This is a genomic window from Litoribacter ruber, from assembly GCF_018449405.1.
In the GTDB taxonomy this organism is placed as follows: domain Bacteria; phylum Bacteroidota; class Bacteroidia; order Cytophagales; family Cyclobacteriaceae; genus Litoribacter; species Litoribacter ruber.
The window spans coordinates 24,807-37,843 of record NZ_JAHCMY010000005.1 but is presented as its reverse complement, the minus strand read 5'-3'; the positions used below and the strand labels follow the sequence as shown (position 1 = coordinate 37,843).

Genomic DNA, 13,037 nt, shown 5'->3' with positions numbered 1-13,037 from the left:
AAAAATACGCTTGCTAACTTTTAAATTTTCCAGGTATGACTAAAATCAAGAATTCCACCGTACTCATCACAGGCGGTGCCGCTGGAATTGGCAAACTGATGGGCCGCAACGTGCTGGAAGAGGGTGCTGCCCACCTTGTCATTTGGGATATCAATGAAAGTCAGATGCTGGAAACAGCAGCTGAACTGGGGAAAATCGGAAGCGTTCATACTTACCAAGTCAATGTAGCCGACTTAAATGAAATTAATCAAGCTTTTGATCAGATGCTGCAAGATGGCTTGGCCATTGATATTTTGATCAACAATGCAGGAATAGTTGTGGGGCGGTATTTTTGGGAGAATTCCCATGAGGATATTGAAAAAACCATGCTGATCAACACCAATGCCTTGATGCATATTGCACTGAAATGCCTCCCTGGTATGATGGCCAAAAATCATGGGCACATCGTCAACATCTCTTCTGCAGCAAGCTTGATAGGCAATCCCAAAATGGCCGTCTATGCCGCCAGCAAATGGGCCGTTACGGGTTGGTCGGAATCACTCAGGCTGGAACTGGAGCAAGTCAAATCAAAAGTGAAAGTCACTACCATAACCCCTAGTTATATCAACACAGGTATGTTTGAGGGGGTAAAGACCCACTGGATCCAACCAATCCTTACCCCAGAAAAAACCGCCAAACAGATTATAAAAGGAATCAAAAAGAATAGCATTTTCGTCAGAATGCCAAAATCGGTCTATTTGACTCCAATATTAAAAGGACTTTTGCCTATCCGCTGGTTTGACAAATTGGTAGGCGGTTACCTTGGGGTCTACAGCTCAATGAAGGATTTCCACGGTCATGCCGCCGAGGAAAAGAAATCCACTACAAAATAATTTTTAACCACTAAAAACTTTAAAATATGCAGGAAAAATCAGACATCGTTAGCCTTTATTTTTCAAAAAAGTTGAAAGGGATGATTGGGACGGAGTTTTTTGATATGGCTACCGTGCCTGAGGACAATATTACGGATGAGTTTTACCGATGGTATGGGGACATCTTCTATGTCAACCGCAAAAAATACTTGATCTTTTCAAATGGGTTGACAAAGTTTTCATTTGTCATTCCCGATTTTAGGGTAGAAAAGAAATCAAGTTTTTTTAGAAAATTCTGCCACTATCTCACGGAGGCATTAAAACACCACAATCATGATCCGGAAATCTATTCGGGTTCTTGGGAGTTTTTTTCCCATGATACGGTAGTCAACCGCTCAGCCATGGCTCATCTCAGCCAGTTGAAGGATATGTGTGAGCATGTGATAAAAATCGAACACTACTTAATTGAAAAAAAGGAGGAACTGGAATACCTCAACCACTATGTGAACAATTGGATAACGACCTATAAGGACAAAAAAGGGTATCACAAACCCAAGGAAGTCTTTGTGGAGGAATTGGAAAAAAGAGGATTGTTGGTCGAGAAATAGAAAAAGCGGGAAATCCCGCTTTTTCTATTTCCTAGGTGGCATGGAAGGCCTCACTTCAATTTTGCTCGGCAGAGTTCTGGAATTGAGCTCAAACAATCCCACGACCATTTCTCCAATATCCTCAATCTGTATCTTCCAGGCATCTTCATCGCTCACTTTATGATTGTTGAAGTTGGTGGCCACAGAGCCCGGCATGATAGTGCTCACGCGGATACCGGCATCTCTAAGATCAAGCATGATAGCCTGGGTAAAGCCCGTCAAGCCAAACTTGCTTGCATTGTAAGCAGATCCGCCTGCAAAGAAATTGGTGCCTGCCAAACTTGAAATGGTGATAAAATAGCCTTTGGAAGCCTTCAGGGGCTCAAGGGCAGCCTTGATGCTATAAAATACGCCAGTCAGGTTGGTATCGATAGTTTCGCTCCACTGCTCGGGAGTCAGTTCCTCAATGCTACCAAAATGCCCCAGGCCGGCATTGGCAACAAAATAATCCAAACGGCCCCACTTGTCGGTTACCGCCTTGACTGCATTTTGCTGGGCTTCAAACTCCCTCACATCTGCCTGAATGGGAAGCACTTCCCCACCCAATCCTTCTAGTTTTCTGGCCGCTTCCTCTATCCTACCCTTATCTCTTCCGGTAATACCAACATTTACACCCTTTTTGAGAAGTTCCTGTGCAATTCCATACCCAATACCAGAACTCCCACCGGTAATCAATGCTACGTTTCCTTTCATAATTTTCGTTTTCAAAATGGTTTAAAACTTAGTAAACCCAACTTGATACTCCAGAGAAAGTTTTAACAGTTCACGTCCACATCACAGGAGTTGGAATTGGCGGACTGCTGCTCATACGCCTGATTCAATGCATGAAGAAAAACCTCGGATGATTGGGCACCGCTAAGGCCATATTTTCTATCAAAAACAAAAAACGGAACCCCTCTTACCCCCAGCTGCTGGGCTTCGGCATATTCCTGTTTTACCCTTTCCACAAATTGATCTGAATTAAGCATCTTTTCTACTTCATTGGAATCCAATCCCAACTTTTGCCCCAATTCCAAAAGTACTGCCGGGTCATCGATATTGGCTTTTTGGTCAAAATGGGCCTCAAACAAGAGTTCTTCTGCCAAATCGCCTTTCCCGTGAACCTTTGCCATCTGGATCAGGCGGTGGGCATTTTGGGAGTTGGCAACTACTGTATTGCTTAAGTCCATATTTAAACCTTCAGAGCGTCCCATTTCCTCAACCTGAACCATCATTTGTTCGATTTGGGAAATTTCCATGCCTTTGGATTTGGCCAAATATTCCACTGGGGAAAGGGATGTGTCCGTTTTAAGATCTGGGTTGAGCAAAAAGCTTTTCCACTCAATTTCTATTTCACTCTGACCTTCAAATTGTTTTAAGCCTTTTCAAACCTTCTTTTTCCGATATAACAAAAAGGGCACATTACATCGGACCATATTTCTACTTTCATCTTTTTTTTCCTTAACTAAGGATAATTAATAATTATGAGTTCCCGCTTATCATATTTAGATATCACAAGTTACTTATGGCATAAAAGTTGAACTATTTACCAAAACAGAACTTATTCAAATTGAAAAATTGTTAAACCCCTGTGAAGGTTTTTACTAATTTGACAAAGAATTGAAAATTTTGTTTGTTTTTAAAATTTTTGTTTTGAAACTTTGTCTTGAGAATCATACAATGTCCTACAAGATCAACATATCCGCCGATTGCCCGGCCCCTGCACACCAGCAGGTGGAAATCACGGTTATGAATTTTTCAATAAGGACAAGGAACTTTTATAGGGCCTAGTCCCTGCTATATTTATGGCAACCTATGCGGTTGCTGCTTTCCGATTCTATTTCCAAGATAATTCATTTCAGACGCTTGAAAGCTGATCATTTTATTGGTCGGTTCTAAACCATATCACAATTATCATGAATATGATAAACAAGCAATTTGTTATTCAAGTAGCCCAAGAAGAACACTTGAAATATGCCGACACCATCGTAGAGGAAATGGCCAATTCCGCCCAAGCACGAGGTACAGGTATAGCTAAGCGTAGCCCAGAGTACATCATGCAGAAAATGCGAGAGGGGAAAGCCGTTATTGCCCTGAGCAAGACAGGCGAGTGGGCAGGATTCTGTTACATTGAAGCGTGGGGACATGAAAAGTTCGTGGCCAATTCCGGATTGATTGTCTCCCCAAATTTCAGAAAATCAGGACTGGCTAGAGAAATCAAACATGCCATCTTCAAACTTAGCCGCAAAAAGTATCCAAATGCCAAAATATTCGGCCTTACCACGGGTGCGGCTGTGATGAAAATCAATTCGGAGCTGGGCTATTACCCAGTCAGCTACTCTGACCTCACCGATGATGAGCAATTTTGGAAAGGCTGCCAGAGCTGCGTAAACTACGCCATCCTGACCAGCAAAAACCGTCAGAACTGTCTTTGCACGGCCATGCTCTATGTGCCGAAAGACCAACGACAACCAAACAAACAAAGATTAAGAAAAGACTTTTACGGCAACCTCAATCTATTTGAGCGCTGGACAAAAATTAAGAAAAGTATTTTAGTAAAATTCAACAAAGCATTAAAACTCGATCTTCAACCATGAAAAAAGTATTACTGGCCTACAGTGGAGGCCTGGACACCACTTACTGTGCATTGTATCTAAGTAAAATAAAAAACTATGAAGTCCATGCCGTTTTGGTGAATACTGGTGGGTTTGAAAAAGAGGAGTTGGAAACAGTAGAGGCCAGAGCTAAAAAACTGGGGCTGAAAAGCTTTGAGGTTTTGGATGTGACCCAGGATTATTATGAGAAGGTCATCAAGTATTTGATTTTTGGCAATGTGCTCAAAAATCAAACATACCCCCTGTCTGTGAGTGCCGAAAGAATCGTTCAGGCCAAAGCTCTGGCTGATTATGCCGCAAAAATTGGCGCCGAATCCATTGCTCACGGAAGCACAGGCGCGGGAAATGACCAGGTAAGGTTTGATATGATCTTCCAAACGGTAATTCCCAATATTGAAATTATCACCCCCATCAGGGATATGCAGCTCAGCCGTGAGGAGGAGATTTCCTTTCTGAAAGAACATGGGGTGGAAATGAATTTTGAAAAAGCCGCTTATTCCATCAATAAAGGAATTTGGGGCACATCTGTAGGAGGAAAAGAAACCCTGAACTCCCATGACACCTTACCGGAGGAGGCTTTTCCTACTCAGCTAACCAAGAAGGAGCCTGAAGACTTAAAGCTAACATTTGAAAAAGGTGAAATTGTAGCCATAAATGGTGAAAAAATGGATCCTGTAAAAGCCATTCAAAAGATCCAGGCCCTGGCGGGACCTTTTGCTATAGGAAGGGATATCCATGTAGGCGATACCATTATAGGTATCAAAGGTAGGGTTGGTTTTGAAGCCGCGGCGGCATTGATACTTATCAAGGCGCACCAGTTGCTCGAAAAACATACACTGACCAAGTGGCAATCCTTCTGGAAAAATCAAATGGCTGAATTTTATGGCACCCACTTACATGAGGGCCATTATTTGGATCCTGTCATGCGAAACTTGGAAAGCTTCATGCAGTCCACACAGGATTTTGTTACAGGAGAGGTAAATGTAAAACTGATGCCTTACCATTTCAAACTTATCGGCATCAGTTCCGAGCACGATTTGATGTCCAATAAATTTGGGGCATATGGGGAGATGAATAAAGGCTGGACTGCCGAGGACGTGAAGGGATTCACCAAAATATTCGGTAATCAAACCGCAATTTTTCACCAAGTAAACAAAACATTGGATAATGGATAAAATTAAAGTTGGCGTTATTGGCGGAGCAGGATATACCGGCGGAGAGCTTGTCCGACTGTTGCTTTTTCACCCGCAGGTGGAATTGGTATCCATCCACAGCAATAGCCAAAAAGGAAAAAAAGTATACGAGGTGCACCAGGATCTTTTGGGAGATTCGGAACTGGTGTTTACCGATGAAATAAACAAAAACGTGGATGCGCTCTTTTTGGCCCTACCCCATGGGGAGGCCAAAGGATTTTTGGACAACAATGAGTTTTTGCCATCCACAGTCATCATAGATCTGAGCACTGATTTCCGGGATGAGAGCGACAACTTCGTCTACGGCTTGCCGGAAATCAACAAATCCAGGATTATGACAGCCAAAAAAATAGCTAACCCTGGATGTTTTGCCACTGGGATACAGTTGGCACTTGCCCCAGCGATCGCCCATAGGTTCATCGACGGACCTATCCATATCAACGGGATTACCGGAAGCACCGGAGCTGGTAAAAAACTTAGTGAAACCACCCATTTCAGTGAAAGAAACCAGAACGTTTCTATCTACAAGCTTTTTGATCACCAGCACCTCAAGGAAATAAAGAAAACCTTTCACGAATTGGACATGGAGTTTAAAAACAATCTCCTATTTGTCCCCTACCGTGGTAATTTCTCCAGAGGAATATGGATCACGGCTTATGGTACCTTGGACAGATCATTTGAGGAAGTGAAGGATAAATACCAGGCATTCTACTCCGATGAGCCATTCACGCATGTGTCCGACAAGGAAATCATGCTTAAGCAGGCGGTCAACACCAATAAGTGCCTAATTTCTCTGCAGGAAAAAGAAGGGCAGTTGGTGATATATGCCGCTATAGATAACCTTCTGAAGGGAGCCGCCGGACAGGCTGTTCAGAACATGAACTTGGCATTTGGATTGGAGGAAAAAGCTGGCCTCAATTTGAAAAGTATCGCATTTTAACCTCTTTAATTATGAAACCTTACGCAGTTTACCCCCTTATGGACATCACGCCCGTGAAAGCGGAGGGATGCAAAATCTGGGATTCAAACGGAACGGAATATATGGACCTTTATGGGGGGCACGCCGTGATCTCCATCGGCCATAACCACCCCCACTACACCGATAGAATCAAATCGCAACTGGATAAAATTGCATTTTACTCCAACTCGGTACAAATCCCAGAACAGGAAGAACTGGCCAATTTGCTCGGAAAAGTCTCAGGCTATGACGAGTATGACCTTTTCCTGTGCAACTCAGGAGCAGAAGCCAATGAAAATGCCCTTAAACTTGCTTCATTCAAAACCGGTAAAAAAGGCTTCATTTCATTCAAAGGGGGATTTCACGGTAGAACAAGCGGAGCGGTAGCCTTAACGGATAACCCGAAAATAGTTGCTCCATTCAATGCTTCCCATGAGGTGCACATCCTGGAAATGGATCTGGCGCAAGTGGAAGAATGTCTGAAAAAGCATGATGTCGCCGGGATTATTATTGAAGGTATCCAGGGCATCGCAGGTATCCATACTCCCTCTGAGGAATTTCTATTAGGCCTTCAGAAACTAAGCAAAGGTTATAATGTCAAACTTATTTTGGATGAAGTCCAGTCTGGCTATGGCCGTACAGGTAAGTTTTTTGCCCACCAATGGGTAGAAGGCTTGAAGCCGGATATCATTACCATTGCCAAAGGAATGGGTAACGGATTCCCTGTTGGTGGCGTTCTCATTAATCCTGAAATGGAGGCAAAATACGGAATGTTGGGCACTACATTCGGTGGCAATCACTTGGCCTGTGTGGCATCCCTGGCCGTCTTGGAGGTATTGCATCAGGAAAACCTATGCTCCAAAGCTGACGAACTTGGAAATTACTTGATGGAAAAACTTCAGGGCATGGAAGGTATTAAGGAAGTACGAGGCAAAGGATTGATGATTGGAGTAGATCTGGAAACAGACGCGGCCCCAGTCCGAAAGGAGCTGATTGAAAAACACCATATTTTCACAGGAAACGCTTCAACCAAAAACACCATCCGAATCTTGCCTCCTCTCACCATAACCAAGGAACAATTAGACATATTCCTGGAGGCGTTACCTCAAGTCATTCAATCTACCTCAGCTCAAACTCATTAAACCAAAGTTAATAAAAATGCAAAACTTCACCTCATTCACTGATTTTTCGGAGGCACAAAGCCTTATCAACCTGGCTTTAAAGTATAAAAAAGACCCATTTTTGGATAAGCATCTGGGAAGAGGAAAAAGGATAGGATTAATATTTCTTAATCCTTCATTGAGAACAAGGATAAGCACCCAACTTGCAGCCAGCAATTTGGGAATGGAACCCATTGTGCTGAATATGGATAAAGATGGATGGGCGCTGGAAATGAAAGAAGGCGCTATAATGAATAAAAACACAGTGGAGCACATCAAAGATGCCGCAGCGGTTTTGGGTTCATATTTTGACATCTTGGCTATTCGGGCTTTCCCATCTTTGACCGACAAATCACAGGATGTGGATGAATATATTTTCACCCAATTCCTCAAGTTCACCGGTAAGCCTATCATTAGCCTTGAGAGTGCCACCCGTCACCCGCTTCAAAGCTTGGCTGACATGGTTACCATTAAGGAAAACGCCCAGGAAAAAAGGCCAAAAGTGGTCCTGACTTGGGCCCCCCATATTAAAGCCATCCCTCATGCTGTGGCCAACTCCTTCTGCGAATGGGCCCTCGGATGTGATTATGATCTCACAGTCACCCATCCTGAAGGTTACGAGCTCGATGAGCAATTCACTGCCGGAGCCACTATCACACACGATCAAGATGAAGCTTTAAAGGATGCTGATTTTGTGTATGTAAAAAATTGGAGTGCATTCAATGATTATGGCAAAATCCTTCACGCAGGTGAAGATTGGATATTGGACGAGCAAAAGCTTGCCAACAGCCCCAATGCTAAAGTAATGCACTGCCTGCCAGTGAGGAGAAATCTGGAGCTTTCCGATGAAATTCTGGACGGCAAAAGAAGTCTAGTTCAAGAACAGGCTAACAACCGGATTTATGCAGCCCAGGCAGTCATAAGTGAGATTTTGAACACGCAGGCCGGACATCCAAACAAAAAAGTTTAGAGAATGGAAGAAAAACTGCAGATAAATATCGTCAAAATCGGAGGAAATGTGGTGGACAACCCCGAAGCCCTTCAGACTTTCGTGGAAGAATTTTCCCAAATTGAGGGACCCAAAATTTTGGTACATGGTGGAGGAGTGTTGGCTTCCCGCTTGAGCGAAAAACTGGGTATCGAACCCAAAATGGTAAATGGACGCCGAATAACTGATGAAAATACCCTGGACGTGGTCACCATGGTCTATGCTGGCTTGGTCAACAAAAAAATTGTTGCTTTACTGCAGGCAAAGGGTGAAAACGCAATTGGCCTAAGCGGCGCTGACGGTAACCTAATCACCTCCGAAAAGCGGCCAGTAAAAGATATCGATTATGGATTTGTCGGAGATATTGTAGCTGTCAACGTGCCCCTGCTGGAAACCATTTTATCCCATAATTATGTGCCTATTGTAGCGGCAATTACCCACGATAAAAATGGACAGTTGCTCAATACCAATGCTGACACCATCACAGCAGAGTTGGGATTGGGATTGGCTAGGCATCATGATGTGTCCTTGTTCTACGGCTTTGATAAAAATGGAGTTTTGAAAGACATCAATGATGACCAGAGCAATATTTCAGAAATCAATTTTGAGAAATATCAGGATTTGCAGGCGGAAAAAACCATTCATTCGGGCATGATTCCCAAACTGGATAATGCATTCAAAGCCATTTCAAAAGGCATCAGCCAAGTATGGTTGGGCAAAGCAGAAGATGTGCGAAAAGCCATCAATTCTAAATCCAAAGGAACATTTATAAAAACCCAAACCTCTTAAAAAATTGACTGAAAAGGATCCACATACTTTAAGCCTTGAAGCCAAAGAGTTGTTAAAGTCCCTTATTGAAACCCCGTCCTTTAGCCGAGAGGAAGATAAAACTGCGGCTTTGATAGCGGAGTTTTTTCAAAATAAGAACATCCCCTTTTTCCAAAAAGGAAATAATATCTGGGTGAAAAACAAAAAGTTTGATCCCCAGAAGCCCAATATCCTACTCAATAGTCATCATGACACAGTGAAACCGAATGCCGGATACACTAAAGACCCTTTTTCCTGTATCCTTGAAGATGGTAAAATCTACGGTTTGGGTTCAAATGATGCGGGGGGATGTCTGGTTTCTCTGATTGCTGCCTTTTATCATTTTTATGGCAGGGATTTACCCTTTAACCTGATTTTGGCTGCGACAGCAGAAGAGGAAATCAGCGGGAAAAATGGGATAGCGTATATACTGCCTGAGTTACCCGAAATCGAGCTGGCGATTGTAGGTGAACCTACCCTGCTTCAGATGGCAGTGGCTGAGAAGGGCTTAATGGTAATTGATGCCGAAGTGACCGGAAAAGCAGGTCATGCAGCCAGAAACGAAGGGGAAAATGCCATTTATAAGGCGTTGGAGGATCTCAATATCCTGAAAACTTTCCAGTTTGAAAAAGTTTCCAAGTTTCTCGGAGAAAGTAAAGCCACGGTCACCATTATCAATTCCGGCAGCCAACACAACGTAGTGCCTGACAAATGCACCTATTGCATCGATGTGAGAGTCACCGATGCCTATACTTTGGAAGAGGCATTGGCTGAACTTGAGTCCAAGCTACAGGCTAAACTGGTTCCTAGAAGCATGAGGTTAAACTCTTCAAGAATAGATGAAAACCATCCTATTTTGAAAGCTGCCGACGAGTTACAGCTGGAAAAATACGGCAGCCCTACCCTATCGGATCAAGCCTTGATACCCTTTCCTTCTGTAAAAATCGGGCCCGGGGACTCGGCAAGGTCCCATACTGCAGACGAATATATTTACGACAATGAAATCAAAGACGGGATTTCGCTCTATATCAAATTAATTGAAACCTACGCAGCGATGCGATCAACCAAATAAAATACGACATGAAGCTTTGGCAAAAGGAAAAAAGTAACCTCAAGGAAGTTGAGGTTTTTACCATTGGAGATGATCCTCAATATGACATTTTATTGGCCCCCTTTGACGTTCTAGGCTCATTGGCGCATGCGGAAATGCTTGAAAGCATCGGTTTACTGACAGCCGAAGAGTTTAAAACCCTGCAACAAGGACTAAGAGAAATCTATCAGGAAATCCAAGATGGCACCTTTACCATTGATGAGGGAGTAGAAGATGTTCACAGTCAGGTAGAATTTATCTTGACCAAGCGATTTGGGGATGTGGGCAAAAAGTTGCACAGCGGAAGATCCCGAAACGACCAGGTTTTGGTGGATCTCAAACTTTACTACAGGGCGGAAATCAAATCTTTGATTGGTGAGGTAAAGTCACTATTTGACCTTTTGGTAAAATTGGCAGAAAAGCATAAAGCTGATTTGATGCCTGGCTACACTCATACCCAATTAGCCATGCCTTCCTCCTTCGGGTTGTGGTTTGGCGCCCTGGCCGAAAGCCTTTCCGAAGACATGGACCTCTTGCATGCGGCATATCAGTTGGTAAATAGGAACCCTCTTGGTTCTGCGGCTGGCTATGGCTCCTCCTTCCCGCTCAACCGATCGATGACTACGGAATTGTTGGGTTTCAAAGAAATGCATTTCAATGTAATCAATGCACAAAACAGCCGTGGGAAAACCGAGAAAACGCTAGCCTTTGCACTGGCAGGGATAGCTGGCACCTTGAACAGACTGGCCGCGGATTCCATCACCTTCATGAACCAACATTTTGGTTTTATCAAGTTCCCCGATGAACTCACAACAGGTTCGAGTATCATGCCCCATAAGAAAAACCCAGATGTTTTTGAACTGGTAAGGGCCAAAACCAACCAGATCCAGGCCAGCCCAAATACCTTGGCCATGCAATTGACCAATCTCACGACAGGGTATCATAGAGACCTCCAGGTGATGAAAGAAACTATATTCCCTGATCTTCAAAAACTAAAATCATGCATCAGCATTTCCAGGTTAATGCTTGAAAATATTGAGATTAAGCAAAATATTCTGAAGGATTCATTTTATCAGCATCTATTCAGCGTAGAAGAAGTCAATAGAATGGTGTTGGAAGGAAAGCCCTTCAGGGATGCCTACAAAGAAGTGGGTATGAGCATTGAAAACGGGACTTACAATCCGCCAAAGGATGTAAAACACACCCATGAGGGGTCAATCGGTAACCTTTGTCTACCTAATATCCAAAAGAAAATGGACCAGGCAATTTCCAAATTTGAATTTGAAAAAATGGAAAAACAATTGGAAAGTCTACTTACGAAATAAATATATAAAGCCCGCTCAAAAGAGTGGGCTTTTGGTTTATATAGATACTTAGTGCAAATTCTTTTAAAACTTCCTGCCCATTATGACCATTTCTTTTATAATTAGATACCCAATTCAACCTGGAAGCGTAATTGCCAGTTATTGAAGTTATTGCTGGGGTTTACAAATTGCCGATCCTCATAAGTCAAGTCAGTTTGCACCTTAACCCGGTGTCCCTTAAGATATTTGGTGACCCCAACAGTGTAGTGTTGCACCAAAGGCTCCAGCTCATCAATCTGGGATCGTGGAGCCAACTGCGTGTATCTTCCGGCAACTTCTACATTATTGAAAAAAATATAACTGGCCTGATAATTCTGCCCAAGTCCGGTATAAACGTATCTCATATCCCCTTCAGGGTTAAAAGTTAAAGCATTGGGCGAGGTTCGATACAATAACTCACTGGCAAAGGCAAAACCTCTATATTTTAAAAACCAATCGGTCATATAGGTATCCATATCCGTTCTTTCATATAAGAAGGTCCCAATCTGTCCACCTGTCCTTAACGTATTGCGATTTAAACTGGAAGTTACTCCTATGGATAGTTTAGGTGTTTTTTCCCGAATTAGGTCTCCCTCAAAATAATCTCCAAACCGCTCAAACATCCCGAATGGAAGAATTTCAACCCTTCCCGTATAAGCCAATCCCCCGTCCGTGGCAAGAATATTCCTGCCCTCTCCAGTGCTGACAGCACCTCTTAGCACATAATGGAAATTATTGATCAAGCGGTCCGTATAGGCAGCCTGCAGGCCAAAATCACGATCGACATTTAGGGTAGCATTGACAATACTTCTGTCTACAAATTGCAAATCACCTGAACTGTTCACCCTTTGGCGGTTCCCAGGAAGTTTGGTCTGTCCAAAGCCCAAAACAAGCTTATTCGTCAACCTGTAAAAAATCATGGCGTCCCTGACTATATTGGGGAATTCGGTATTTTCCCAGTCCATGTCCCCCCGTGTAAAGGAAAGCTGCAGCACATAACTCAGCCTGGGATTATATACAAAGCCATCAAAGCGCAGTCTTAGTCTCCTGACACGCGCTTCAATCTGGGTGGCCTGGTCTTCCTGAAAAGTAAAACCTGCTCTATTCTGCATCCTAAAACGAATATTCATCGCAAATAAACTATCAGGAGCCATGATCCCAAGCCCCTGTCCATAGGTGAAATATGGGACCTCCGAAAAGGCCAAAGGTATGGATTCCATGATCCTTCCCGTGTCCAATTCGGTGGCACGCCCCGGCACTTGGGAGTATGCCGAACTGCTGATTCCAAAAAGTATTAAACAACCGAAAAGTTTTGCAAAGTATTTGTACATACTATTTTTTATTAAACTCAAAAATAACCCAAATCAAACAAATTCCATTTGACAATACTTATTTTCTATAGAAAC

At 43.1% G+C, this 13,037-nt stretch carries 14 protein-coding genes; 10 read left to right on the top strand and 4 right to left on the bottom strand.

Annotation, left to right across the window (positions count from 1 at the left end):
- Window positions 1–35 precede the first annotated feature (35 nt).
- Together KI659_RS10550 and KI659_RS10545 are read left to right on the top strand one after the other, a co-directional pair.
- Complete coding sequence (locus KI659_RS10550; protein ID WP_213945317.1) at window positions 36–872, top strand: SDR family oxidoreductase; 837 nt, start codon at window positions 36–38, stop codon at window positions 870–872.
- Window positions 873–898: 26 nt separating this feature from the next.
- Window positions 899–1,459, top strand: a complete 561-nt coding sequence (locus tag KI659_RS10545; RefSeq protein ID WP_213945316.1) for a DUF6933 domain-containing protein — start codon at window positions 899–901, stop codon at window positions 1,457–1,459.
- A gap of 24 nt (window positions 1,460–1,483) precedes the next feature.
- Here KI659_RS10545 and KI659_RS10540 read toward each other — a convergent pair whose 3' ends face one another.
- From KI659_RS10540 to KI659_RS18680, 3 genes are all read right to left on the bottom strand, one after another.
- Window positions 1,484–2,191 carry an SDR family oxidoreductase gene (locus KI659_RS10540; protein WP_213945315.1) on the bottom strand — a complete coding sequence of 236 codons (708 nt, stop codon included), beginning with the start codon at window positions 2,189–2,191 and terminating at the stop codon, window positions 1,484–1,486.
- A gap of 62 nt (window positions 2,192–2,253) precedes the next feature.
- Entirely contained in the window at window positions 2,254–2,805 is a 552-nt protein-coding gene (locus tag KI659_RS10535) for a DsbA family oxidoreductase (protein WP_262898493.1), read from the bottom strand.
- A gap of 47 nt (window positions 2,806–2,852) precedes the next feature.
- Window positions 2,853–2,900, bottom strand: coding sequence for a hypothetical protein (locus KI659_RS18680; RefSeq protein WP_262898494.1), 48 nt, complete (start codon window positions 2,898–2,900; stop codon window positions 2,853–2,855).
- Between the two features lie 499 nt (window positions 2,901–3,399).
- Here KI659_RS18680 and KI659_RS10530 point away from each other — a divergent pair, with 499 nt between their 5' ends.
- From KI659_RS10530 to argH, 8 genes are read left to right on the top strand one after another with little or no spacing between them, the layout of a single operon-like run.
- The gene (locus KI659_RS10530) at window positions 3,400–4,074 is read left to right on the top strand and encodes a GNAT family N-acetyltransferase (protein WP_213945501.1); all 675 of its coding nucleotides are present in this window, start codon (window positions 3,400–3,402) and stop codon (window positions 4,072–4,074) included.
- Window positions 4,071–5,267, top strand: coding sequence for an argininosuccinate synthase (argG, locus tag KI659_RS10525; protein ID WP_213945314.1), 1,197 nt, complete (start codon window positions 4,071–4,073; stop codon window positions 5,265–5,267). The genes KI659_RS10530 and argG overlap by 4 nt, the downstream gene beginning before the upstream one ends.
- The gene (gene argC, locus KI659_RS10520) at window positions 5,260–6,225 is read left to right on the top strand and encodes an N-acetyl-gamma-glutamyl-phosphate reductase (protein ID WP_213945313.1); all 966 of its coding nucleotides are present in this window, start codon (window positions 5,260–5,262) and stop codon (window positions 6,223–6,225) included. The genes argG and argC overlap by 8 nt, the downstream gene beginning before the upstream one ends.
- Window positions 6,226–6,236: 11 nt before the next feature.
- A complete protein-coding gene (locus tag KI659_RS10515) occupies window positions 6,237–7,385 on the top strand; it encodes an aspartate aminotransferase family protein (protein WP_213945312.1) in 1,149 nt (382 codons plus the stop codon).
- Window positions 7,386–7,401: 16 nt separating this feature from the next.
- On the top strand, window positions 7,402–8,373 hold the full coding sequence (locus KI659_RS10510; protein WP_213945311.1) for a Rossmann-fold NAD(P)-binding domain-containing protein: 972 nt from the start codon (window positions 7,402–7,404) through the stop codon (window positions 8,371–8,373).
- Between the two features lie 15 nt (window positions 8,374–8,388).
- Window positions 8,389–9,180 (top strand): acetylglutamate kinase, encoded by a 792-nt coding sequence (gene argB / locus KI659_RS10505; RefSeq protein ID WP_213945500.1) that lies wholly within the window; start codon window positions 8,389–8,391, stop codon window positions 9,178–9,180.
- Window positions 9,181–9,184: 4 nt separating this feature from the next.
- Window positions 9,185–10,270: a M20 family metallo-hydrolase gene (locus tag KI659_RS10500; protein WP_213945310.1), complete on the top strand. Its 1,086-nt coding sequence runs from the start codon at window positions 9,185–9,187 to the stop codon at window positions 10,268–10,270.
- Window positions 10,271–10,278: 8 nt separating this feature from the next.
- Complete coding sequence (gene argH / locus KI659_RS10495; protein WP_213945309.1) at window positions 10,279–11,613, top strand: argininosuccinate lyase; 1,335 nt, start codon at window positions 10,279–10,281, stop codon at window positions 11,611–11,613.
- Between the two features lie 101 nt (window positions 11,614–11,714).
- Here argH and KI659_RS10490 read toward each other — a convergent pair whose 3' ends face one another.
- Window positions 11,715–12,962 (bottom strand): porin, encoded by a 1,248-nt coding sequence (locus KI659_RS10490; protein WP_213945308.1) that lies wholly within the window; start codon window positions 12,960–12,962, stop codon window positions 11,715–11,717.
- Window positions 12,963–13,037 lie beyond the last annotated feature (75 nt).